Annotated in this window: 27 protein-coding genes, 1 other RNA gene and 1 pseudogene; 16 read left to right on the top strand and 13 right to left on the bottom strand. The window is 51.0% G+C overall.

All coding sequences use genetic code 11. The features are described from left to right. Positions 1-77 precede the first annotated feature (77 nt). The 5 genes from FERRO_RS07785 to FERRO_RS07800 all read right to left on the bottom strand — a co-directional run bounded on the left by FERRO_RS07785 (position 78) and on the right by FERRO_RS07800 (position 4084). A complete protein-coding gene (locus FERRO_RS07785) occupies positions 78-1043 on the bottom strand; it encodes a hypothetical protein (protein WP_056930301.1) in 966 nt (321 codons plus the stop codon). Continuing rightward, complete coding sequence (locus tag FERRO_RS07790) at positions 1040-1948, bottom strand: hypothetical protein (RefSeq protein ID WP_204374801.1); 909 nt, start codon at positions 1946-1948, stop codon at positions 1040-1042. The genes FERRO_RS07785 and FERRO_RS07790 overlap by 4 nt, the downstream gene beginning before the upstream one ends. Continuing rightward, entirely contained in the window at positions 1945-2310 is a 366-nt protein-coding gene (locus tag FERRO_RS10340; protein WP_204374802.1) for a hypothetical protein, read from the bottom strand. Before FERRO_RS10340 ends, FERRO_RS07790 begins: the two co-directional genes overlap by 4 nt. Positions 2311-2428: 118 nt before the next feature. After that, positions 2429-2950, bottom strand: coding sequence for a hypothetical protein (locus tag FERRO_RS07795; protein WP_056930302.1), 522 nt, complete (start codon positions 2948-2950; stop codon positions 2429-2431). Between the two features lie 12 nt (positions 2951-2962). Beyond that, positions 2963-4084: an XRE family transcriptional regulator gene (locus FERRO_RS07800; RefSeq protein ID WP_056930303.1), complete on the bottom strand. Its 1122-nt coding sequence runs from the start codon at positions 4082-4084 to the stop codon at positions 2963-2965. A 219-nt stretch (positions 4085-4303) separates the two neighbouring features. Between FERRO_RS07800 and FERRO_RS07805 the strand changes: the two genes are divergently transcribed. From FERRO_RS07805 to FERRO_RS07820, 4 genes are read left to right on the top strand one after another with little or no spacing between them, the layout of a single operon-like run. Beyond that, the gene (locus FERRO_RS07805; RefSeq protein ID WP_056930304.1) at positions 4304-4543 is read left to right on the top strand and encodes a hypothetical protein; all 240 of its coding nucleotides are present in this window, start codon (positions 4304-4306) and stop codon (positions 4541-4543) included. Beyond that, positions 4544-5029: a DUF2924 domain-containing protein gene (locus FERRO_RS07810; RefSeq protein ID WP_056930305.1), complete on the top strand. Its 486-nt coding sequence runs from the start codon at positions 4544-4546 to the stop codon at positions 5027-5029. Further along, positions 5026-6381: a recombinase family protein gene (locus FERRO_RS07815; protein ID WP_056930306.1), complete on the top strand. Its 1356-nt coding sequence runs from the start codon at positions 5026-5028 to the stop codon at positions 6379-6381. The genes FERRO_RS07810 and FERRO_RS07815 overlap by 4 nt, the downstream gene beginning before the upstream one ends. Further along, positions 6378-6827, top strand: a complete 450-nt coding sequence (locus FERRO_RS07820; protein WP_056930307.1) for a hypothetical protein — start codon at positions 6378-6380, stop codon at positions 6825-6827. Before FERRO_RS07815 ends, FERRO_RS07820 begins: the two co-directional genes overlap by 4 nt. 2 nt (positions 6828-6829) lie before the next feature. On the opposite strand, the gene FERRO_RS07825 is transcribed toward FERRO_RS07820, so the two are convergent. The 4 genes from FERRO_RS07825 to ssrA form a co-directional block, all read right to left on the bottom strand. After that, positions 6830-7759 carry a phage exclusion protein Lit family protein gene (locus FERRO_RS07825; protein ID WP_056930308.1) on the bottom strand — a complete coding sequence of 310 codons (930 nt, stop codon included), beginning with the start codon at positions 7757-7759 and terminating at the stop codon, positions 6830-6832. Continuing rightward, positions 7740-8756, bottom strand: coding sequence for a nucleotidyl transferase AbiEii/AbiGii toxin family protein (locus FERRO_RS07830; RefSeq protein ID WP_056930309.1), 1017 nt, complete (start codon positions 8754-8756; stop codon positions 7740-7742). The genes FERRO_RS07825 and FERRO_RS07830 overlap by 20 nt, the downstream gene beginning before the upstream one ends. Continuing rightward, entirely contained in the window at positions 8749-9369 is a 621-nt protein-coding gene (locus tag FERRO_RS07835) for a DUF6088 family protein (protein ID WP_056930310.1), read from the bottom strand. The genes FERRO_RS07830 and FERRO_RS07835 overlap by 8 nt, the downstream gene beginning before the upstream one ends. A gap of 348 nt (positions 9370-9717) precedes the next feature. After that, positions 9718-10082: a transfer-messenger RNA gene (gene ssrA, locus FERRO_RS10020) on the bottom strand. A gap of 65 nt (positions 10083-10147) precedes the next feature. On the opposite strand from ssrA, the gene FERRO_RS07845 reads away from it, so the two are divergent. The 5 genes from FERRO_RS07845 to glcF all read left to right on the top strand — a co-directional run bounded on the left by FERRO_RS07845 (position 10148) and on the right by glcF (position 15635). Further along, positions 10148-11422 carry a DEAD/DEAH box helicase gene (locus FERRO_RS07845; RefSeq protein ID WP_056930312.1) on the top strand — a complete coding sequence of 425 codons (1275 nt, stop codon included), beginning with the start codon at positions 10148-10150 and terminating at the stop codon, positions 11420-11422. Beyond that, on the top strand, positions 11422-11700 hold the full coding sequence (locus FERRO_RS07850; protein ID WP_056930313.1) for a DUF167 domain-containing protein: 279 nt from the start codon (positions 11422-11424) through the stop codon (positions 11698-11700). Before FERRO_RS07845 ends, FERRO_RS07850 begins: the two co-directional genes overlap by 1 nt. A gap of 159 nt (positions 11701-11859) precedes the next feature. Beyond that, positions 11860-13350: an FAD-linked oxidase C-terminal domain-containing protein gene (locus FERRO_RS07855; protein WP_056930314.1), complete on the top strand. Its 1491-nt coding sequence runs from the start codon at positions 11860-11862 to the stop codon at positions 13348-13350. A gap of 1 nt (position 13351) precedes the next feature. After that, positions 13352-14407 (top strand): glycolate oxidase subunit GlcE, encoded by a 1056-nt coding sequence (glcE, locus tag FERRO_RS07860; protein ID WP_056930315.1) that lies wholly within the window; start codon positions 13352-13354, stop codon positions 14405-14407. A gap of 1 nt (position 14408) precedes the next feature. Beyond that, complete coding sequence (glcF, locus tag FERRO_RS07865) at positions 14409-15635, top strand: glycolate oxidase subunit GlcF (protein WP_056930316.1); 1227 nt, start codon at positions 14409-14411, stop codon at positions 15633-15635. Here glcF and FERRO_RS07870 read toward each other — a convergent pair. Then, entirely contained in the window at positions 15612-16496 is an 885-nt protein-coding gene (locus tag FERRO_RS07870; protein ID WP_056930646.1) for a DMT family transporter, read from the bottom strand. The genes glcF and FERRO_RS07870 overlap by 24 nt on opposite strands. A gap of 287 nt (positions 16497-16783) precedes the next feature. Between FERRO_RS07870 and FERRO_RS07875 the strand changes: the two genes are divergently transcribed. The 7 genes and pseudogenes from FERRO_RS07875 (at position 16784) to FERRO_RS07905 (ending at position 20915) form a co-directional block, all read left to right on the top strand. Then, a complete protein-coding gene (locus FERRO_RS07875; protein ID WP_056930317.1) occupies positions 16784-17488 on the top strand; it encodes a pirin family protein in 705 nt (234 codons plus the stop codon). Between the two features lie 8 nt (positions 17489-17496). Next, positions 17497-18211 (top strand): annotated as a pseudogene (gene sfsA, locus FERRO_RS10720) (DNA/RNA nuclease SfsA). A gap of 37 nt (positions 18212-18248) precedes the next feature. Then, positions 18249-19223, top strand: a complete 975-nt coding sequence (locus tag FERRO_RS07885) for a quinone oxidoreductase family protein (protein ID WP_056930318.1) — start codon at positions 18249-18251, stop codon at positions 19221-19223. Positions 19224-19225: 2 nt separating this feature from the next. Continuing rightward, a complete protein-coding gene (locus FERRO_RS07890) occupies positions 19226-19453 on the top strand; it encodes a sulfurtransferase TusA family protein (protein WP_056930319.1) in 228 nt (75 codons plus the stop codon). 11 nt (positions 19454-19464) lie between these two features. Beyond that, a complete protein-coding gene (dsrE2, locus tag FERRO_RS07895) occupies positions 19465-19929 on the top strand; it encodes a sulfur carrier protein DsrE2 (RefSeq protein ID WP_056930320.1) in 465 nt (154 codons plus the stop codon). A gap of 6 nt (positions 19930-19935) precedes the next feature. Beyond that, complete coding sequence (gene cobA, locus FERRO_RS07900; protein WP_056930321.1) at positions 19936-20682, top strand: uroporphyrinogen-III C-methyltransferase; 747 nt, start codon at positions 19936-19938, stop codon at positions 20680-20682. A gap of 38 nt (positions 20683-20720) precedes the next feature. After that, positions 20721-20915: a YgaP family membrane protein gene (locus tag FERRO_RS07905; protein WP_056930322.1), complete on the top strand. Its 195-nt coding sequence runs from the start codon at positions 20721-20723 to the stop codon at positions 20913-20915. Here FERRO_RS07905 and FERRO_RS07910 read toward each other — a convergent pair whose 3' ends face one another. The 3 genes from FERRO_RS07910 to ubiG are packed head-to-tail and all read right to left on the bottom strand — an operon-like array spanning position 20916 to position 23530. Next, positions 20916-22169 carry a peptidase U32 family protein gene (locus FERRO_RS07910; protein WP_056930323.1) on the bottom strand — a complete coding sequence of 418 codons (1254 nt, stop codon included), beginning with the start codon at positions 22167-22169 and terminating at the stop codon, positions 20916-20918. 6 nt (positions 22170-22175) lie between these two features. Beyond that, positions 22176-22820, bottom strand: coding sequence for an HAD family hydrolase (locus FERRO_RS07915; RefSeq protein ID WP_204374805.1), 645 nt, complete (start codon positions 22818-22820; stop codon positions 22176-22178). Between the two features lie 11 nt (positions 22821-22831). Further along, a complete protein-coding gene (ubiG, locus tag FERRO_RS07920) occupies positions 22832-23530 on the bottom strand; it encodes a bifunctional 2-polyprenyl-6-hydroxyphenol methylase/3-demethylubiquinol 3-O-methyltransferase UbiG (protein WP_056930325.1) in 699 nt (232 codons plus the stop codon). Position 23531 lies beyond the last annotated feature (1 nt).

The raw sequence follows: 23531 nt of genomic DNA on the forward strand, positions 1-23531 counted from the left end.
GGTCTAAAAAGCAAAAAACCCGGCTGGATTGAAACCAGAGCCGGGTTATTGCGGAGAAGCGAGGGGTGACAGGTGGTTCAGTGCAACCAGTCGCGGTCGTCGTCAGGAATGATCAGAGCGTAGCGTTCATCGTCGCGCAGGTAACGGATGAATGCCCTGTAGACTTCTGGATTGCGCTCAAACTCCTTGCTGGGTGAAAACCGCTGGGATTGCGATCCGCAAGCGGTCTTGAGCGATTCCTTATCCAATTCATGATCCAGATCGTCGATCAGTGCAACCAGGATCTTTTGTTGGCGTGGCTCCAGCGGATACTCGGTACCATCGATGAACGCCTTGGCTTTGTCTCTGACGTAGCGGAGTGTGGTGTTTGGCGATGCCTCATCCAGAATTTGAGGACCAGGTGCCGATTGGCGCTCAGGGAAAAACTCGAACTTGCTCTGGCCGACGCGGCCAACTGTGAACAGCGGGCGCACGTCGAATTCGGTCAGTGCCGAGCCCGCCGGAAGCGGTACCTCGCTACTGGTCAAAATGACGCAGGATTGCGTAGTTCTTTCTGTGGTGATCTGTTCGCGCAGGCGAATCGCAATTTCCGGCCGATGCAGGCGGCGAGCGAAATACCATGTCACCGGCTTGCCACGCTGTTTCTCGGTCGTGCCGAGCCGCCAGATCAGATCGAGTTCGATCTGCTTCATGCCGTTGACCGAGAGTTCGAGCCCGTTCAGCAGGCTCGAAACAAATTTCTGCAATGCCACCTTGTAGGTTTCGCGCAAATGCCCAGGTGCCACCACGTCGGCGCATTCCGGACAGTGCAGAATAAACTCGCCAGGCGATTTTTCTCGTACCACGTGCGCGGTCTCGATGCCGCATTCCGGGCAAGTGACCCAGTCGAGCGGCTTGCCCAGCACCAGTACACGTTCACGAAGCAGGTGCGTGGCCGCGACCTTGTCCCGTCCTTCCAAAAGAGACTGCCCATTGATTTCCGGCTTCGCCAGATCCAGAAGCCGGCAAAACAACGCCGTTGCATCGACCTGCGCCTGACTCATTCGCCTTCCTCGTCCCCGGTCGAGGCGATCTCAGTCGGCTCGTCTGGCTCGACGACATTCAAGGCAAGCAGCACGGCATTGGCGATGGCCTGATTCTGCGCGGACAGGTTCTTGATCGTTGAGGAGCCCGACGAAAATAGATCAAAGCTGAAATAATGGTTCTTTCCCTTGTCACGCGTATCTGTATAGACGATGACGCTAGCTCCTTCCATGTTGTATTCCGCCTCGAAGGAGCGATCGACCTTCAGCGCATTGAGGGCAATCCGGATCGCATCGTCCTGATCCTTGTCGGGGGATGCCTCCACCTGAAAGGCGATTCCAGTACTTCCTGACGGACAGAAACGTGCGCGCCGCAAGCGGACTTTGTCGATACCGAGGGTCGACCAGTCCTCGAATGGCTCCATCAGCCCGTCGCGCAGGGCATTGAGCTGGTAGCGCTTCTTTTCGATCACCTCAGGCGTGAGTTCCTGGGCAACGACATGCTTGCCGAACAGTTGCAGCACGGCGGTGTGGTTCTTCGCACCTCCCTTGACGATGGTCTCCACGATGCCTGAGCCGGGATGGTAGACGATGGCTGTTTCCAGCGCAATGCGGGTCGTGAGTCGCGTAAAATTGTTCTGGGCAAAGTGCGCGAGGGCAGTCACAGGCCCTTCGACATAGATCGTGAGTTGAATGCTTTCATCGACCGGGCGCTCGCTGACCTCGATATGGATGCCGTCGCCAGCGCCGTCCTTCTTGTAGAGTTTGGCGACATCGTGACAGAAAGCCTCGAGTTGGGTGCGGTCGCGCGTGGGGTCGAGTCCCGCCTGGATGCGATGCTTCTTCCAGTACTTGCCATTGGTCTTGGCCTGGAAGGCGATGTGCAGTTCGGCATCACGGAACGTCTTTTCACGGTTGGTCATCATCCAGAGGGCGCTTTCACGCTCGTCGCGCGATGCGAAGTCCTCCTGGAGGCCTGATCATCGGCACAGGCACAGCGGAATTCCTGAATGGCCAGATTGTTTGACATCATGTGGGCGCGACGCAGGTCATCATGCCAGAGCCACAAATCATGCTCGATGGCTTTGCGCCCTGTCGGGTCAATAGCGGGATCGCGCAAAGAAGCATCGAGGGCTTCAACCGCATCAGCCACGGCGGCGGGTAGCGTCTCGGGAGGTTGCGTCCAGTCGACGAGCAGCCTCGCGCCAAGGATATGCCCGTCAGTGAATTCCTGAAGCGTCGGCATCGAGACATGCCGCAGAAAGTGCCGAGCGTTGAAAACCTTCATTCCTGTTCCCCTTTCATTCAGCCATTCAAAAATTCATAAGCAATCCTCCCGGCATGACTGGAAGTTGGCCCGGATTTCTTGTCTACGAATCAAGACCACGGCGCCATCATGCCGTCGGCTATGGAATGATGCCCATCCGAATCTTGGTCTTGATGCTCGAAAGCCAGTCTTCCCGGTATTGCAGGGCAAATGCATCGAGGTTGGCGCGACCGACTCCTGCCTGGCGTGCCAGATATTCCAGAGAGACTGCGCAGTCGAGCCAGCCGAGTGCGTGTGTGGCAATCAATGCCGCCTTATCGGCGGTGGTCACGACCACGATGGCCGAAGGCAACAGGTTGTTGGCGAGCAGCCAGGCCAGCAGATGCTTCTCACCATCGTCGAGCGTGCCGCAGGACGGATGGGCGAGTACCACGGACGCCAGTTCCTTGCGCGTCACCGGATGCTGTCCGGCAAGACCTTCGTTCAGTTCGGCAGGAGGAACCGCGATGTGACGGGGATCAGACGGGTTGCCGGTGAGCGTCTCCTCGACGCACTTCTGAACTGTTTCGATCGCAAAATGGCTGCTGATTGCCGTCCAGCAGCCGGTTCGAAATGCTTCGAGGATGACGTTGGTATCGGCAAAGACTCGGGTTTTCGGCATACGGTCCGCACCTCATAACTCAAACGGTGCTGGGAGATCGTACTGGGCGAACAGTTCGGTCAGACCACCAAGACCCAGCCCCATGGCTTTTGCTGCCTTGCGGGCCGACAGTCGTCCATTCTCCAATGACTCGTGCAGCATGCGCACGAAGGCAACGGAGAACCGCTTGGGGGGGCCTGACACCGAGGGTCGCTGCTTCTCTTGACAGAGATTGCGACGGGTGTCGTCACTGATGAGCTTGAGGTTGAACAACCGCCACGCCAATGCCACCGGCGCCACGCGCAGCAGCGCTGCGACTTCGCACAGGTGGGGGATGTCATCCCGGCGATTGCCATCGATCAGTTGGGTCAATGAAATGCGCGGCATCAACAGGGCAGCGGCAAAGTTGTTCGCCAATTGCTCGATGCGTTTTCCCTTGTTGCGTTCCTCGATGGAATTCGATTCCCGATGATCGGGTTGCATCGCATCCCAGGTGAGCGCATGAAAAAGCTCGTGCGCCAGATCGTAGTAGCGACGCGCCTCGCTCTCGTTGCGGTTGATGAGTATGACGCCCATTTCCTCGAGGTGGCATGTCGCACCCGAGATGGATTGTCCTTCGCCAGCGTCAACCGTATCGACGAACAGCACCGGGATGTCCAGTTCGCGCTCGATCTTGTCGATCAGGGTTTCTGCCGGAATGATACCCAGGTCCAGTTCGGCAACGAGACTCTCTGCACGATCCTGTGCATCCTCGAACGATGACTGGGCAGACAGACGCAACGCGCGCTTGAGCACGCTTGCCCGGCCGCCTTGCCGTTCACGCAGCCAGCGGAGCAGGCCAATCCACTGACCAGCCTTCAATTCGAACCCGTCCAGACTGTCCTCAGGAACCTCGGGTGCCGTCCGCCACGAGAACTGTGCTTCTCCAGCCACGGCAAAAGGATCCACGAAAAACTCGATGTCACGATCCAGGAGGTCGGACAGCGCCAGCAGTTCCTCGGGCTTCAGCGCGCGCTTGCCGTTTTCGATGTCAGAAATCGACTGGCGGTCGTTCAGGCCCAATTCCTGGGTGAGTTGATCCTGCGTCCAGCCCGCCGCATCGCGCGCGGCTTTGACGCGGTAGCCGATCAATTTTTGCGAAATCTTTTCGAGCATGGTTACCCCCTAAACCAGTATTTTAGTATTGCGTATTTAGAAAGGCAAGAATTAATTGCTACTTGTTATTTGCATGAATTGTGCGTAAGTGTGGTCTGTGACCTTACTTCCGCAGTCACCTGCAGACGTTCGCAACGCTTGTCAATTCTGCGATGGAGAAAGACGATCTCCTTGCCCAGAATATCCATCAAGTAATTTTTATTGATGGAGTGCCCGACCATGATGACAGCAAACTTGATTGACCCAACCCGAATGACCATCGAGGAACGACGAGCGGAAGTCGCATCGATACTGGCGCTCGGCGTTATGCGGTTGCGAACGAAGCCGGATGCGTTGGCCGAGAAAAATGAACCGCCTTATCTTGACTTCTGCCCACCACAACGCGTTCATACAAACCCGTCATCACGAGTTCGCAGCGCCATCCGCGAGGTGCTGCTGACCAAACAGAAAGGAGTTTGAATGAGCAAGAAAACCGTAGTCTCAGGCGTGATCGGCCGAATCGCGCACCTGCCCGACACACCATTCGAAGAAATCAAATCGCTGTGGCAACAGATTTTCGCCACCCCCATGCCCACGCACAACCGTCAGTTTCTGGAACGGCGTATTGCCTACCGACTGCAGGAAATCGAGTTTCGCAAAATTGATCGTAACCTGATGGATCGGAATGACCGTCGCATCAAAACCATCATAGAAACGGGCCAGAACAAAAAGCGCGATCGCGATCACCGTCCGGTTGCCGGTACATTGTTGACTCGGGAGTACAAGGGAGTAATTCACAAAGTGGTGGCAACCCCCGATGGTCAATATGACTTTCAGGGGCGTATGTACCCAAGCCTCTCCATGATTGCACGGGAGATCACCGGGACACGGTGGTCTGGTCCATTGTTCTTCGGGCTCAAGCCGTCAGCTACGAAACCCACCTCCAAGAAAGGAGGTTGTCGATGAGCGAAGCACTGAAACGCCGTATGCGCTGCGCGGTCTACACGCGCAAGTCCACCGACGAGGGGCTGGACCAGGAATACAACTCGATCGACGCACAACGTGATGCGGGGCATGCCTACATCGCCAGCCAGCGCGCCGAGGGATGGATTCCGGTGGCAGACGACTACGATGATCCGGCCTTCTCGGGCGGCAACATGGAACGCCCATCGCTGCGACGATTGATGGCCGACATCGAGGCCGGCAAGATCGATGTGGTCGTCATCTACAAGATCGACCGCCTGACGCGCAGCCTCGCGGACTTCTCCAAGATGGTCGAGGTGTTCGAGCGCTATGGCGTGTCGTTCGTGTCGGTCACCCAGCAATTCAACACCACCACGTCGATGGGGCGGCTGATGTTGAACATCCTGCTGTCCTTCGCACAGTTCGAGCGCGAGGTCACCGGCGAGCGCATCCGCGACAAGATCGCCGCCAGTAAGCGCAAGGGCATGTGGATGGGCGGCGTGCCTCCCCTCGGTTACGACGTCGAGAACCGCCGACTGGTGCCCAACGAACGTGAGGCCAAGCTCATCCGGCACATCTTCCAGCGCTTCGTTGAACTGGGCTCCAGCACGATGCTGTTCAAGGAGCTGAAGCTCGACGGCGTGACGTCCAAGGCGTGGACCACGCAGGACGGCAAGACCCGAGACGGCAAGCCGATCGACAAGGGGCTGATCTACAAGCTGCTCAACAACCGGACCTACCTCGGTGAACTGCGCCACAAGGAGCAGTGGTACCAGGCCGAGCATCCACCGATCATCGACCGAGAGTTGTGGGACAAGGTGCACGCCATCCTCGCCACCAACGGTCGGGTTCGCGGCAACGCCACCCGGGCGACGGTGCCGTACCTGCTCAAGGGCATCGTGTTCGGCAACGACGGTCGCGCCTTGTCGCCGTTTCACACCACCAAGAAGAACGGTCGCCGCTACCGCTACTACGTGCCGCAGCGCGAGAACAAGGAGCACGCGGGCGCGTCTGGGCTGCCACGGCTGCCGGCTGCAGAGCTTGAGTCCGCCGTGCTGGACCAACTGCGCGCGGTCCTGCGATCGCCGGATCTCCTGGGCGACGTCCTGCCACGAGCGATCGAACTCGACCCCAGCCTCGACGAGGCGAAGGTCACCGTCGCCATGACGCGGCTCGACGCCATATGGGAGCAGCTCTTCCCAGCCGAGCAGACGCGCATCGTCAAGCTGCTGGTCGAGAAGGTGATCGTGTCGCCCAACGACCTGGAAGTGCGGCTGCGCGCCAACGGCATCGAGCGTCTGGTGCTGGAACTGCAGCCAGCCGGCGCGGCCCAGCCCGAGGAGGCATTGGCATGAGCGAGATCCGCATCCAGAAGACGGGCGAGCCCGACGTCATCGAGGCCAGTGATGGGCGGCTGACTTTGTCGGTGCCGATCCAGATCAAGCGGCGCAGCGGGCGCAAGCTGGTCACGCTGCCGATCGACCCGGTGACGGGCGAACCAGCCAAGGCCAGACCCTGGGACACGGCCACCACGCCGTTGCAACTGGCGCTGGCCAGGGGTCACCGCTGGCTGGCCATGCTGGAGTCGGGCGAGGCCAAGTCCCTCAAGGAGATCGCCGCCCGGGAAGGGATCGACAACAGCTACGTCAGCCGGATGGTCAACCTGACCACGCTGGCACCCGACATCGTGGCGGCCATCCTGGACGATGCATTGCCGAACCACGTCACGCTGTTTGATCTGGCGGTTGATCCGCCAGCGCTGTGGGATGAGCAGCGGGCGAGACTTACAGTGAGCGGTTGATGCTACGTGACCAGGTCAGCTGTCAGCTTTTCCACCAACTCATTCGTGCTCGGCGCGTACGTTGGCAGCTGTCGCTGTGCTTGTCGAAATATCCCGACAAGTAAGCACGCCGTGAAGAGCCAGTAGTGCGACTCCTTGGCGAGCGGGCTGCCGGATATCATCGTCTGGATGCGCGTAGTAATCGGCGGATATTCCGCTGTTCCCCACCGAGCGCTTTCCGGGGTTATTTCGTGCAAGATCATTGCACCGAGTGCGATTCCCATTGATCGCTTATCCAGAACCCTTCTGAAAGCCTGGCCAACAGACTGGGCATAGTTTCCAATCTTGTCGGTCAGAAATGACCTTGCCCAGACATCGCATGCAATCTCTTCTTCGCGCCGGTCGGCGGGGTAGTCGCCGTCACTGAGAAATTTCACGTGCCGAAGTTCATGAAGAAAGACATAGGCGGTCGCCAGACAGACTAAGTCGAAAGCCGCCATTTCTTGATGGCTGCCGAGCGTTTCTCTATCGGCTTCAGGACGCGGAACATCTTGCGGCCAGGTGGTGTGCACCGAACTTTGCCCTTCGATGATCGATCGAGCTGAATTTGAGCGAGACCTGTAATCCATCTCGAAAGAAGCAAGCTCGCCATCGGCGCGCAGTATGTCTTCAAGGGCCCCACCAGTGATGCCGGCGAGAATGATCGCTGGAGAGTACGTCTCGATTGATCTCCACCCATTGAAACCGAGCAGCCAGATTGCCTCGAGTGTCTTGTGGTCAAACTGGATGCGACCCTTGCCCGCGCTGATGTTCACGCCTCGAGCGTCGTCGACTAGGCAGATCTTGGGTGCATAGCGATCCCATAGGTCCTCAATGTCTTGTTTTCGCTCAGGCGTGGCGCCTTGCAGCAGAGCCTTAACAGCGATGACTGCTTCAACCATTGCTGCACCCATTGATCGTTGTTTCCAGCGCGCGCAGACGATCGGCGATGGCGTCGAAGGCGGGTGGCTCGCCGATGAACATGCCGGCACCGATCATGCGCTGGAAGTCATCGCGCAGCGCGGCCAGTGCGGCATCTTCCGGAATGAGTCTGAGCTGCCCGGCCAGGCATGCGTCGTAGTTGGCGTAGCTCGCGTTGTAGAAGACCTTTTTGTGCTTGACGACATCCGCGAGCAGAGCGCGATCGGCCAGAGCGGCTTGCCCATGGGCAAGATCAGCCAGCATGGCCAGGTCGTACCAGTGGCGTGACAAACGTTCGGCGCCAGTACGGAACTCGTCGCGCTGACACTCGACGTGCATCAACGTCGCCTTCTCCCAGAAGGTACGCGCCGGGGACAGCACACTGACCTTCGAACGAGGAAAATCGAGCGCAGCGACATGCTCCGCGATGTCGGGCCGTACCTCATGCTTTTCGTTCGGCTCGGTGATGTTGCGACCACCGAACTCAATCAGGACGCTGTTGCCAACGTAGTCCCCCGGCGCATCAAGCACGGTCGGGTAGTGCACACGCAACTGCTCGCCGTCATCGCTGACTTCAAGCTGGAATGCGCCGGCATCGAACTCGGCTGCCAGTGTCCGCTGAAAGTGCGGTGCCACAACACCATGAGCATGATCGCGCACGAAGGACTTGAGATCCTCGCTGAATTTTTTCAGCCGATTGCGCGAGACGCCTTCGGCAAACGGATCGAAGGAACCGTCCAAGCCACGGTAGTCGAGCGTGATGTCCACGTCTTCGGAGAAGCGTGCGATGGCTCCGAACACTTTGGATAGCGAGGTGCCACCCTTGAAGGCCATCGGAAGTCGGCCGGGCATGGTGAACAGGGTCTGCAGCACCCAGCAGACCCAGACATCTTTTTCCAGGACTACGGGCGAGCGGGCAAGCTGCGGAGCCAGTGCCCGATAGATTTGGGACTGCTCTTGAGCTTTCAGGTGCAGGAAGGACTCAGGCATGAACAACCGTCCGCTCGCTCCGGAAGATGGCGTCGCTCATCCATGCGGGCATTGAACTGGTGGCTGACTTCAGCACCCCGAATTCGCTTGATCCCAGCTTGCGCCGAATCTTCTCGACGAGAGCCGGCGTTACTTCCGTCTTGCCGAGGTACCACATCGCCGCAAGCGCGAGCCCGGCGGGTCGACCCGCCAAGGCCAACTTGCGCTGACAGACGTGCTGCAGACGGATCTCCATCTTCCCTACGCGGATGCGCTTCGACGGGCCGGATGTCACGAATACCGACTGGGTCGGAACCTGCGTGGTCAGCTCGAGCCGACGCGCCGCTTCGGCACCGTGAACCTGGACGACGGCGCCAGTGGTCTTGGCGACCGTCTCGGCGACCTTCAAAGGCGAGGGACTAACCTTGCCGACGAAACGGCTAACCTCGGGGCGCACGAAGACGCCGCGCGTCACACGCTCAATCGATCCTGCTTTGACGAGGCGGGAGAGGGTCTGATCGACGGACGCGCGCGTGCCGCACTCCAGGAATGCCGTTGGGGTGAAGGGCTCCCCAATCGGCATCGTCTCGATGCGCTGGCGAATCAGCTCGGCGGTCTTGGTCGTCGTGTTCATGTATGAAAATATACGTGAGTTTCTGACAAACAGCAAGTGTGATGACTCACAGGGAGATGCTCGTGTTCCCTCCGGCAGCCAATGCTGCAATCCAACCGATTGAACGGTCCGCGCGTAACCCGTTGATTTCAAGGGGTGCCGGACCGGGTCTTTGCGGACTTCGGCGCATTCGCGGAGAGCGAGGCCGGAGAGAAGAATGGCCAGGAGAGAGCGAAAGGTTGCCGAGAACGGGCCAGATGGCCGACCGGCCAAGTCCGCAGGTTTCCGCAGGAACCCGCGCAAACACGCGGGAACTGTCGCTGTCAGACGAGAAAAAGCCCCAACCGAGAACGGTTGGGGCTTCGTTATTGGTGGAGGCGGCGGGAATCGAACCCGCGTCCGAAAGTCCTCTGCAGTCAGCTCTACATATTTAGCCTCGTTGTTGAATTTAACCACTAATACGTCAACGGACAAGCGGCTTAGTGACGATTCACCATAATTTTAATTCAGGAGGAGGTGACCCCCTCAAGAACGATTCTCTGTATATGACTCCGCTACTTGGTTTCCCAAGCTCCAACCCAGAAGAACAATTGGTGCGGAGCCTAGCCTTAAGCGGCTAGGGCGTAGTTGTCGTCGTTGGCAACTATAAGTTTACCAGATGGATTTACGAGGTTTACTGGTCCTCGATATGCACTGAACTGTTTTGCAACCCCCGTCGAAGCCAGGTCGCCCCCAATATTATTTTAATTATCCAGTCTTTTAGGTTAAATGTCACGGTTTAATGTTATATTAAGGGAATATGACGACATTTCATGACTTAGGATTAATTGAACCATTACTAAAGGCAGTGGAAGAGATGGGCTACCTTGAGCCCACCGCTATCCAAAATATGGCCATACCTGCTATTTTATCAGGCCAAGATGTGCAGGCTATGGCCCAAACAGGAACTGGTAAAACTGCTGGTTTCACGCTCCCTTTACTCCAGCAGCTAGCTCCTTTTGCTAACACAAGCATGTCTCCTGCTAAGCATCCAGTAAGAGCCTTAGTATTAGCCCCTACAAGAGAACTTGCTATTCAAGTGGAGGAGAGCGTTAAAAATTACAGTAAACACCTATCTCTTAAATCCTGCGCCATTTATGGCGGGGTAAATATTCAAGAGCAAATCAAGTTACTCCAATCAGGTGTTGAAATCGTGATTGCAACGCCTGGACGACTCATGGATCATGTGAGCCAAAAAACTATCCAGCTCTCACAAGTCTCCCATTTTATTTTAGATGAGGCAGATAGGATGCTAGATATGGGGTTCATTCCCGATATTAAAAAAATTGTGGCGCTGTTACCTCTCCAGCGTCAAAATTTAATGTTTTCAGCGACCTTTTCCGATGAGATCAATCGCTTAGCTAAAGGCATTTTGAACCATGCCGTACAACTGCAATCAGCTCAGCGCAATACCACAGCGGCCTCAGTGGTGGAATCCTTCTATCTCATTAATGAGCACAGAAAAAAGGAGTTGCTAGTAGAGCTCTTTTTACAATCGAAAGGCACACAAGCTATTGTTTTTACTAATACAAAAATTGATGCTTCAAAAATCTCGCAAAGCATATTACGAGAGGGTATTAAATGTGATGCACTCCACGGTGACCGAAGTCAGAGAGAGCGCATTGATATTTTGGATAAATTTAAAACTGGCCAAATCGATTTATTAATTGCTACCGATGTGGCTGCTCGGGGCTTAGATATTGAAGCACTACCACTCGTTTTTAATTATGATCTCCCCAGTGTTGCAGAGGATTATATTCACCGCATTGGCAGAACCGGACGAGCAGGGAGCTTGGGGCAAGCCATTTCCTTTGTTACGGAGAGTGACCGGCGTTTAGTTAGCGCCATTGAAAAACTTACCACTAACCATTATGAGCTCAAATCGGGTGAGGCTATACTTCACAAGCCCTCCCAAGAAGTCATAGAAACCCCATCAAGAAACCTCTCGCAAAAGAGCTCGTACTTAACAGCTTCCATTGATAAAAAGCCCCGTGAAATCCCCGCGCTGTTAAAAAACTTCAACCTTGAGGGTTAATGGCTGTGGCTTTACCCTGTTTCATTGTGCTGTATGTACAGCCTGGTGCTGCCAATACTGAATTATCTGGATTTTATGGAACAATGGCAAAAGTTCGCCTGCGAGCTCAGGCGATCGATAATCAGGCTAACGTTGCGCTAATTGCTTTCTTGGCGGAGTTCCTTGATATTCCTAAACGTGATATAGAAATTGTCTCAGGTCATCATAGCCGGATAAAAAGAGTGCAATTAATGAAAAGTTCACCAAAGGTTCATCAACTTTTATTATCCAAAGAATAAGTTTAATCAATTGGCCAGCATTACCTTTCTACTTTAGAATGAGTTTAACTATTGATTTATTGATAGTTACCTCCCTTGATGTGTTGATAGCCCGGTTCCCCCGGGCTTTTTTTTACTCTTTTTTATAAAATTTCAGCAAAAATTTCCAAATTAAGTAAAATGAAAGATTATTTTAATCTGGTGATCAAATTCTCTATGGACAGAAATCATTTAGTGAATCTTCTTAGCCAATGCTTACCTCGTGAATCGATTCTTACGGATCCAGAGGATGTGAAACCCTTTGAGACAGATGGCTTATCAGCCTATAAAGAATTACCTTGGATTGTGGTGTTACCTACCCAAGAGAATGAAGTTCAAGCTATTCTAAAAGTGTGTCATCAACACCAAGTGCCGGTGGTGGCTAGGGGTTCTGGCACGGGTCTCTCCGGTGGGGCATTACCCGTTAAAGAGGGAGTGGTATTATCCCTCTCCAAGTTCACTAAAATCCTTTCCATTGACGCACTTTCTCGCACTGCCGTGGTTCAACCAGGGGTGAGAAACTTGGCGGTGTCAGAGGCGGCAGCTTCCTTAGGTCTGTATTACGCTCCAGACCCATCCTCTCAAATTGCCTGCAGTATTGGTGGTAATGTGGCTGAAAACTCCGGTGGCGTCCATTGCCTCAAATACGGTTTGACTGTGCATAACCTTCTCAAAGTGAGGGTCGTGAGTATGGAAGGGGAGATTTTAGAGTTAGGCAGTGATGCTTTAGATTCTGCAGGGTATGATCTGTTAGCTTTGATCACCGGCAGTGAAGGGTTGCTGGGAGTGGTGACCGAGGTTACAGTTAAATTGCTACCCAAACCGCAACTCGCCCAAGCCATTCTGGCGGCCTTTGATGATGTAGAAAAGGCCAGTACAGCTGTTGCCAATATTATTGCAGCAGGCATTATCCCAGCCGGTCTTGAGATGATGGATGGTCCCGCTACCCGTGCTGCAGAAGCCTTCGTTCATGCCAACTATCCAGTGGATGCCGAAGCGGTATTAATTTGTGAATCGGACGGTACCCCTGAGGAAGTGGCCGATGAAATAGCGCGAATGAAGGCTATTTTAGAGGCGTCCGGTGCCTTGGAGTTACGTTACTCACAGGATGAGGCGCAGCGACTCAAATTCTGGGCGGGAAGAAAGGCTGCCTTTCCTGCAGTGGGTAGGCTCTCACCTGATTATTATTGCATTGATGGGACGATTCCCCGGAAAACTTTAGGGTATGTGTTAAAGAAAATCTATGAGCTCGGACGAGAGTACAACTTGGAAGTGGCTAATGTTTTTCATGCGGGAGATGGTAATTTGCATCCTTTGATTTTATTTGATGCCGCCATTGAAGGTGAGTTTGAAAGAACTGAGGCTTATGCTGGTAAGATTCTTGAGCTATGTGTGGAAGTAGGTGGCACCATCACAGGAGAGCATGGTGTTGGAGTGGAAAAAATTAACCAAATGTGTACTCAGTTTGATAGTCCCACTTTAACATCCTTTCATGGGGTTAAGGCTGCCTTTGATCAACAGGGTTTATTGAATCCAGGAAAACTGATTCCCACCTTACAGCGCTGTGCAGAAATGGGGGCAATGCATGTGCACCATAATCAACTGCCCCACGCTCATTTACCACGTTTTTAATATGCCTAATTCCATTACAGAGATAATAGAGTTTGTGAAGAACGCTTCACAAACTGAGCGCACCATCAACATAGCCGGCTCGGGTTCCAAAGCCTTTTGGGTCAACGCACAAGCTGATCTGATCCTTGATATGACCCATTATCAGGGGATCATTGAGTATGAACCAAGCGAACTTGTTATGAGTGTTAAAGCTGGGACCCCCTTAGATGAAGTCATTCATACTTTAGATAAGGAAGGGCAAATGTTAGCCTTTGAACCGCCGCTTTTTAGTGAAGGGGGGAGCGTGGGCGGCATGGTGGCAAGTGGTCTATCAGGACCGCGGCGTGCCTATACCGGATCAGTACGGGACTACGTGCTGGGAGTAAGAGTTATTGATGGTCTTGCCCAAGACTTACATTTTGGTGGGCGGGTAATTAAAAATGTGGCCGGCTTTGATGTGTCACGCCTGATGGTGGGCGCCTTGGGCTCCCTTGGTGTAATAGCCGAAGTATCCTTAAAAGTCATGCCAAAACCTCAATATGAATTGACCTTAAGTTACTCTTTGAGTGAAACCCAAGCTTTACAAAAAATGAATGAGCTTGCGAGTCGCCCCTATCCCATTTCTGCCACGAGTTTTTCTCTTGGAGAATTGAAGATTCGTTTTTCGGGGGCTGAGGTGGCCGTGAAAGCCGCATACAGGGAACTTGGTGGGGAGGTGGTTGAGAAAGCTGATCTATGGTGGCATTCTCTGCGTAACCAAACTTATCAAGGGTTTCATTCCCAAAAGCCTCTCTGGCGTTTGTCAGTCAAAAACACTGCCAAACCGTTAGGACTCTCAGGACAATCTTTAATTGAGTGGGGTGGGGCATTGCGCTGGATTAATAGCGAACACACTCCCGCGCAGATCTTTAAAGTGGCTGTAGAAGCCCAGGGCCATGCCCAGCTTTTCCGAGGTGGAGATCCACAGCATCCCATCAGTTCCCCCCTGTCACCCACTTTGATCCCCATTCATCAGCGGCTCAAACATAACTTTGACCCCAAGGGGATTTTTAATCCCGGATTACCAGGAAACTTTTAGTATGTATGTGAATTTAACACCTGAATTTAAAGCGGCTGACTTTGGTGAGGAAGCTGAAAAAATCCTGCGAACCTGTGTGCACTGTGGTTTTTGTTTGGCCACGTGTCCCACCTATCAATTATTGGGTAATGAATTAGATAGCCCGCGGGGCAGAATTTATTTAATTAAAAATGTTCTTGAAGGCGAGCCTGTTACCAAGAATACTCAGCTTCACTTAGATCGCTGTCTCACCTGTCGCGCCTGTGAGAGTACTTGCCCCTCGGGAGTGCAATACGGTAAGTTGGTGGATATTGGCCGCAAGGTGGTGGAGAAATCTGTTCCTAGGAGCGCCGTTGCTCAATTTAAAAGATATGTGTTAAAAAAGGTTTTACCTAACCCTAAACTCTTTAATCCCTTGGTAGATGTGGGTCAGGCTTTCAAGCCACTGCTACCTAAAACTATGACACAAGCATTGCCGGATAAAACGTTTCTAGGATTGTGGCCAACCAGGATGCACGCCAGAAAAATGATTGTGCTAGAGGGTTGTGTACAACCGAAGCTAACCCCAGAAACCAATCTTGCGGCAGCGAAAGTACTGGATCAACTAGGCATCTCATTAATTCGTGTTGCAGGCAGTGGTTGCTGTGGCGCCCTAAAGCATCATTTAAATGATGAAGCAGCAGCCTTGATGGACATGAGGCGCAATATTGACTTCTGGTGGCCTCAGGTAGAAAAAGGTGGTGTTGAGGCCATTGTAGTCACCGCCAGCGGTTGCGGCACGGAAGTGAAACAATATGGCTATCATTTGCAACATGATCCATTATATTCTGACCGTGCTCAGCAAATCTCTCATTTGGCTCGTGATATTTCCGAGGTGATGGCCATGTTACCAGTGGAAAGTCTACTTAAGGCGCAAAGCACGGATGAGAAAATTGCTTTTCATGCTCCCTGTTCCTTGCAACATGGGCAAAAGCTAAAGGGCTTTGTTGAGGGATTATTGACAGGTTGGGGAGCTCGATTAACAACAGTGCCTGATGCTCATCTATGCTGTGGATCAGCGGGAACTTATTCTATTTTACAGCCTGAGATTTCAAAAAAACTGCAAGCTAATAAAATTAAAGCTCTGGAGAGCGGTAGACCCGATGTGATTTTAACTGCCAATATCGGATGTCAAACCCATTTGAAGGCGGTGAGTTCAGTGCCTGTGATTCATTGGATAGAATGGTTAGCGGCGAAATTGGAACTTTAAAATCACCAAGGCCACACCCAAGGCTACCAATGCCATACCGATCATAGCGAAGAACGTCAATCGCTCATCAAAACACAGAAAAGCGATAAGGGCTGTGACGGGTGGCACAAGGTAGAGGAGGCTTGAAACTCTCGATGCCTCTCCATCTCTAATTAATTTATAGAGTAACGCCACAGCCCCAACGGAGAGTGCTAAGACTGACCATGCCATGGCAAAAACCAAGGGGGGATTCCATACAACAGTACGTTGTTCAAAGGCTAAGGCCAGCGACCAAAAAAGAAGTCCTGAGGTGCAGTATTGTAAAACTCCTCCTGTTCTAATATCTACACTGGCAAAGAATTTCTTTTGATAAACAGTGCCAGCACTAATACTGAGTAAGCCAATACACGAGAAGAGTGCTGATAAAGGTGTCAAGTCATTGGCAGAGACACGATGAGCCAGAACTAGAAACAAACCGATTAAACCAATGAGTAATCCCAGCCACTGTCTGACATTGAGTCTTTCCTTTAATACAAAAAAAGCCGCCACAGAGGTGAGGATTGGTTGCATCCCCACAATGAGGGATACCATGCCAGCTGGCATACCGATGGCAATGGCCGCCCACACCCCACCTAAATAGCCTCCATGAACCAGTAAGCCTGAAATCGTGACATGGAGGGCGGCCATGGGAGTAGGGGGCCAAGGTGCTTTTGAAATAAGTGCCACTATAAGAAGTATGACTGCAGCTAAGGCCATTCGAATGGCAAGAAAAGTCATGGGCTCCATATAAGGTAAACCATAACGGGCCCCGATAAAACCTGTCGCCCAAAGAAAGACGAAAACGGCAGGAACCAAAAAACTGGTGAGAATTTTTTTATTCATGTTCATGTGTGGTTGACTATAAATTGCTTTTATTTATATGGCAAAGCTATGGGGTGTCAGCAAATTCCCTCTTAAGAAACAAGGATCCGTTAAAAGAAGAGGAATCATTTTAACTCATCTAATCGTGTCATGCCTTTGATGAGTAAACCCCAGAAAAGATTAAGGAAAAATTGCCCTAGCTAGTCACAACATCATACTGTTGCGTCTCATTCAATGCAGCGCTTTAGGGTCAGAGAGTAATCTAGTATAATCAATACATGTTTATTTTTTTTTAGGATATTCTCGCCATGTTTGAAATTCGAAAAAGTCATGAGCGTGGCCATTTTAATCATGGTTGGCTCGACTCCTATCACAGTTTTTCCTTTGCCGAATACTACGACCCGCAACATATGGGCTTTAGTGTACTCAGAGTAATTAATGAAGATCGTGTGGCAGCAGGCACCGGTTTTGGTACTCACCCTCATCGTGATATGGAGATTGTTACCATCATTTTATCTGGTGAATTAGAACATCAAGACAGCATGGGTAATGGCTCCATCATACGTCCTGGCGATGTACAAAGAATGAGTGCGGGTACTGGCGTGACCCACAGCGAAATCAATCCCTCCTCCACGACCGGCGTTCATTTGCTACAAATTTGGCTGTTGCCCGAGGCGCGAGGACTCACCCCGGGTTATGAACAAAAGAGTTTTTCGGGGGAGAGCTACCTCAATCAGTTTGCTCTGTTAGCCTCACGGCATGGAGATCATGGTTCGGTGACTATTCATCAAGACGTGAAGCTTTATCGAGCAAAAATTAGTCAACACTCCACCTTAAAGCATACTCTTAGTCCCTCAAGAAAAGCTTACTTACATATCATTGATGGTGCATTAATGGTCAATGATCATTATCAATTATCAGCAGGCGATGCACTCAAGGTTAGCGGTGAAAACGAGTTATCACTCGTGGCTCAGCATGAGGCTGAGTGTATTTTGTTTGATTTACCCCACTAACAATAGCCATGCATTACCAGCAAAATTTAATTGCGGCCACCTTGGTGAAACGTTATAAACGCTTTTTAGCCGATGTGATTCTCAGCGATGGATCAAGTTTAACCGTTCATGTGCCTAACACGGGTTCACTGATGGGTTGTGTAGAACCAGGTTTAGAGGTGAGACTCTCTGACTCCCATAACCGGGATAGAAAATATCGTTTTACTCTAGAGCAGGTGGTGCTCGAACAAAGTCGAGTGGGAGTGAATACTCATCATGCCAATCAGCTAGTGGGTGAAGCTCTTGAGGCGGGATTAATTCCATCCTTAAGGGCATTCACCAGTCGCCGAGCTGAGGTTAAATATGGTCAAGAAAAAAGCCGTATTGATTGGCTGTTAAAGGACGAAATGGGCCACTCTTGTTATGTGGAAGTCAAAAACGTGAGTGCAGCGGTGGCGGGAAGAGTGGGGGGTTTTCCCTGATGCACCCAGCGAGAGGGCCACTAAGCATTGTCGAGAGTTGATACGCATTGTGAATGAAGGGCAGCGTGCCGCCATTATCTTTTGTGTCCAGCGTAGCGATGTAGAGGTGGTGGAGCCTGCTCAGATCATTGACCCCCACTACACTCAAGCCTTGATAGAGGCAGAGCAATCTGGCGTTGAGCTCTATGCGCTGAGGGCTAATTTAAGTGATGAAGGGGTACAATTGGTTGATGCTGTCCCTGTACGTTGCCCCCCAAAATAGTATAATTGATTTTGTATTCAATTGATTGAGGTATGTTATGCCCTATGCAATAAAATTCCATCGAACCGGTGGACCGGAAGTGTTTGAATGGCAGGAAGTGACGGTAGACGAACCTGGTCCGGGAGAGATACGCCTGCAACACACAGCAGTGGGACTCAACTATATCGACGTCTATCACCGAAGCGGTTTGTATCCTGCGCCACTGCCTGCCGTCCCTGGTTTAGAAGCTGCGGGAGTGGTGATAGCAGTTGGCAAGGGAGTTACGGATTTGACGGTGGGTGATCGGGTAGCTTACGCCTCCGGCCCCTTGGGAGCTTACTCTGAAGAGCGAGTTATGGCAGCGGATAGAGTAGTGAAATTACCGGATAACATTAGCGATGAGGTAGGTGCTGCCATGATGCTACAGGGTTTAACAGCACAGTATTTATTGCGCCGCACTTATGCAGTAAAAAAAGGGGATACCCTTTTAGTCCACGCTGCCGCCGGAGGGGTAGGCTTAATCTTGTGCCAATGGGCGAAGCATCTTGGCGCAACAGTGATTGGTACCGTGGGTAGTGCAGATAAAGCGGAGCTTGCAAAAGAGTATGGCTGTGACCATCCCATTATTTATACTCAGGAAGATTTTCAGGAACGAGTGCTCGAAATTACCCATGGCCAAAAAGTCCCTGTAGTCTACGATTCTGTAGGTAAGGATACCTTTATGAAATCCTTAGACTGCCTATCTCCCTTAGGTTTACTGGTGCTCTTTGGTCAGTCCTCTGGCAATGTGCCACCCTTCGATTTAGGTGCTTTGTCAGTGAAGGGGTCCTTATTTATTACGCGTCCCACGCTAGCGACTTATACAGCCAAAAGAGAGGATCTTCTCAAGGGGGCTCAGGAACTCTTTGAGGTGGTGAGTCAAGGCATTGTTAAAATAAATATTCACCAGCGTTATGCTCTGAAGGATGCAGCGCAAGCGCATCGTGACTTAGAGGCAAGAAAAACTACCGGTTCAACGATTTTAAAGGTGTGATAATGGATATTGATAAAGAGTTAGACGCGAGAGGCTTGAGCTGCCCATTACCTATTTTAAGAACCAAGAAAACACTGTCCGATATGAGTTCTGGTCAATTATTAAAAGTGATTGCTACCGACAACGGTGCTCCTAAAGACATGCAAGCCTTTGCCAATCAAACTGGTCATCAATTGGTGGATTCCCTTGAAACCAATGGTGAATTTATTTTTATCTTTAAAAAGAAATAAGGACAAAACCAATGAAAAAGATGGCGATTATTGCCAGTAAGGGCACCCTTGATATGGCTTATCCACCTTTTATCTTGGCTTCCACCGCAGCGGCCTTAGGCTTTGAAGTGAAGGTGTTTTTTACCTTCTATGGCTTGCAACTTCTTAAAAAAGATTTATCGGATGTGAAGCTCAGCCCTCTCGGTAACCCTGCTATGCCTATGCCACTCCCCATGCCATCCTTAGTACAGGTAATGCCTGGTATGGAGTCCATGGCTACCATGATGATGAAGGATAAGCTCAAGAAAAAAGGCGTAGCGAGTTTAGAGGAAATGCGTGATATGTGTCTTGAGGCGGAAGTGACCTTGATTGCCTGCCAGATGACCTTAGACTTGTTTGACTTTAAACGTGAGGATCTTATTGAAGGCATTGAATACGGTGGCGCTGCCACTTATTTAGATTTCGCCGGTGAATCAAACGTTTGCTTATTTATTTAGCTTTCAATGAGCAGCAAGACAGGTAAAGTTTACTTGGTTGGGGCAGGCCCCGGTAATGTGGATTTATTAACCTTAAAGGCCTTAAGACTACTACAAACCTGCGATATTGTTCTCTATGATCAACTGGTGTCTGAGGATATTTTGCATCTCATTCCTCGCCATGTGACCCTTGAAAACGTGGGAAAACAACGAAGTTTTCACCCTGTACCCCAGGTGCAAATCAATCAAAGATTGATTGATTTGGCCCTGCAGGGCAACAATGTTTTACGGCTGAAGGGTGGGGATCCCTTTATTTTTGGTCGTGGAGGAGAGGAGATTGACAGCTTAAAGGAGCAGGGTATCCCCTTTGAGGTGGTGCCAGGTGTTACGGCCGCCAATGGCGTTGCTGCCTTTGCCGGCATTCCTCTCACCCATAGGGATTATGCCCAATCTTGTTTATTCGTTACTGCTCACTTAAAAGAGGGCTCCTTTGATTTGGATTGGTCAGCCTTAGTCCGACCACGACAAACGGTGGTCATCTATATGGGGCTTCATGGGCTGGATCGACTGGCGACAGAACTTTTACAGGCAGGGATGGCACCTGACATGCCTGTGGCCTTAATAGAACAGGGTACGAGGGAGGCACAAAGGGTAGTCATTACGGTACTAGACAAGCTTTACCAAGAGAGCATTGATCATGCCCTGAAATCTCCCACTTTAATCATTATCGGCTCTGTAGTAGAGTTACAAAATAAACTGAGTTGGTTTAACTAGTTTTATTTTTTCAATTGAAGATAAAGGGGTGAGTGGTTATGCTATCAGGAAATGTGGGTGGGCTAGATCGGGTCGTTCGAGTCATTATTGGCGCCGTTTTATTGGCTGCCTCAGCCACCGGTAAAATTGGTATTTGGGGGTGGCTGGGACTACCGACTATGCTAACGGGTTTACTAGGCTGGTGCGGACTTTATCAGCTACTCGGCATTAAAACCTGCGCGCTTAAAAAGTAACTAAACGAACCTTGCCACGAAGCAATTCTCTAAGCCAGAGGGCAAAGGGATGAACACCGTGTGGCCACTACCAGGAGCCACCACAGTCTCTTCTCCTGATAAGTTGCGCATGGAAGAAATGGTATAACTCTGGTTACCTTTGGGATCCACTATCTCTATTTTATCGCCCACTGAAAAGCGGTTTTTGACCATTACCTTAGCCCAGCCCTTTTCATCATAACCCACAATATCACCAACATATAAGTTGCGATTAGATTCTGAGTGACCACGTAGGTAGTTTTGTGTTTCTTGATCAGGGTGGCGCTCATAAAAACCATTGGTATAGCCTCGGTTAGCGAGCCCCTCGAGAGAGCTTAATAGAGTAGGATCTAACTCTCGTCCAGCCACGGCATCATCAATTGCTTGACGATAGGACTGACAGGTACGCGCCACGTAGTAAGGAGACTTGGTTCTGCCTTCTATTTTAAGAGAGTCCACACCGATTTTAGCTAATCGTTCCACGTGTTCAATAGCTCGTAAGTCCTTGGAGTTAAGAATGTACGTGCCGTGTTCATCCTCTTCGATGGGCATTAGTTGTCCAGGTCGATTGGCTTCTTCTAAGAGGAACACATCGCCCTCATCACCCTCCTTGGCGTTATGCACCTTATAATCCCAACGGCAAGAGTTGGTACAGGTTCCCTGATTGGGATCACGATGGTTAAAGTAACCGGATAGTAAACAGCGCCCCGAGTAGGCAATGCATAGTGCGCCATGAATAAATACCTCCAATTCCATTTCAGGGCACTCTTGCCGAATCTCTTCAATCTCATCAATCGATAACTCGCGCGAGAGAATAATGCGACTAATACCCATAGTATGCCAAAATTTAACCGCCGCATAATTTAAGGTATTAGCCTGTACGGAGAGGTGAACGGGCATATCAGGCCAGGTTTCACGAATCATCATAATCATGCCAGGATCAGCCATAATGAGCGCATCGGGCTTCATCTCAATGACTGGGGTGATGTCTTCAATATAGGTTTTGATCTTAGCATTGTGAGGCAGAATGTTGCTCACTAAATAAAACTTCTTATTGAGTTCATGAGCTCTTTGAATACCTTTTGCCAAATTCTCTAACTTACCGAAGCTGTTATTACGTACTCTTAGGCTGTAACGAGGCTGTCCGGCGTAGATGGCGTCAGCGCCATATCTAAAGGCCGTTTCAAGCATATCAAGGGAGCCCACGGGAGCTAATAATTCAGGGGTTTTTATCATAATTCTCTACTGTAAATAATGTATAAACCGAATGAGTTCTTCGGGATGTTCGATGATGGCTTGGTGCGGCCATAATTCAGGTGCTTTGTCTGAGCCCAAGTAGCCGTAGCGTGCAATAATTCCTGCCATGCCCGCAGCTTGGGCTGCGATCATATCACGTTCATCATCACCCACATACACCAACTCTTCCGGAATGAGTTGTAACTCTTCTGATGCACCAAGGAGCGGGTCAGGAAAGGGTTTAGCTCGGGCATAGCTATCTCCACTCACAATGCATCCTGATCTATGTGTGAGGCCCAACAGAGAAACCAACGGATCTGTAAAACGTTTAAATTTATTGGTGACAATGCCCCAAGGAATGTGGTGAAGGTCCAAGTAATCCAATAACTCAGGCACACCAATAAAGAGCCTGGTCTGCGAACAGAGATTATTTTGATAAAGAGTATAAAACTGCTCTTTCAATTCCTCAAAAAATGGATCATTGATACTGATCTTAAAGCCTTCTTCAATTAATCCCCTTGCCCCTTGTGAAGCTCTAGGTCTTAACTGATCTAAGGGTAATGGTGCATTACCATACTGCTCCAGTAATACGTTTAAAGCATGTGCCAAATCTGGCGCGGTATCGGCCAGTGTGCCGTCTAAATCAAACAAGACTCCTTTGATCACGGTTTAACGCAGTGCACGGCATAATTGACACTGATATTTGGAGTGTTTGAGTAAATCTGTGTCAAAGGATTATAGGTGAGGCCTATATATTCTCTTACCTCAAGACCTGCTGCTCTGGCAAATTGCGCTAACTCTGAGGGTTTGATGAATTTAGCGTAGTCATGAGTGCCCTTGGGCAAGAGTTTTAAAATATACTCAGCCCCTAAAATAGCAAAAAGGTAAGACTTGGGATTGCGGTTAAGGGTGGAGAAGAAAACATGACCGCCCCGTTTGACGAGATTAGCACAAGCTTCAACCGTGCTACGTGGATGGGGAACGTGTTCTAACATTTCCATGCAAGTCACCACATCAAATTGTTCGGCATGAGTTTTAACGAGCGCCTCGGCATCAAGCAACTGATAATTAACGTGAATGCCACTTTCCAAACCATGGAGAGTGGCCACAGACAGAGACTTTTCAGCTAAATCGATACCCGTGACCTGAGCTCCTAAACTGGCCATAGATTCAGCCAATATCCCACCTCCACAGCCTACATCACACACTTCTTGGTGAGCTAAAGGAGCAAGAGCATTAATCCATTTAAGACGCAATGGATTAATGGCATGCAGCGGTTTGAATTCACTCATGGGATCCCACCAACGGTGGGCGAGAGCACTGAATTTTTGTAATTCAGTAGGATCGATATTCACTGACATG

This window comes from Ferrovum sp. JA12 (genome assembly GCF_001431705.1).
In the GTDB taxonomy this organism is placed as follows: Bacteria; Pseudomonadota; Gammaproteobacteria; order Burkholderiales; family Ferrovaceae; genus PN-J185.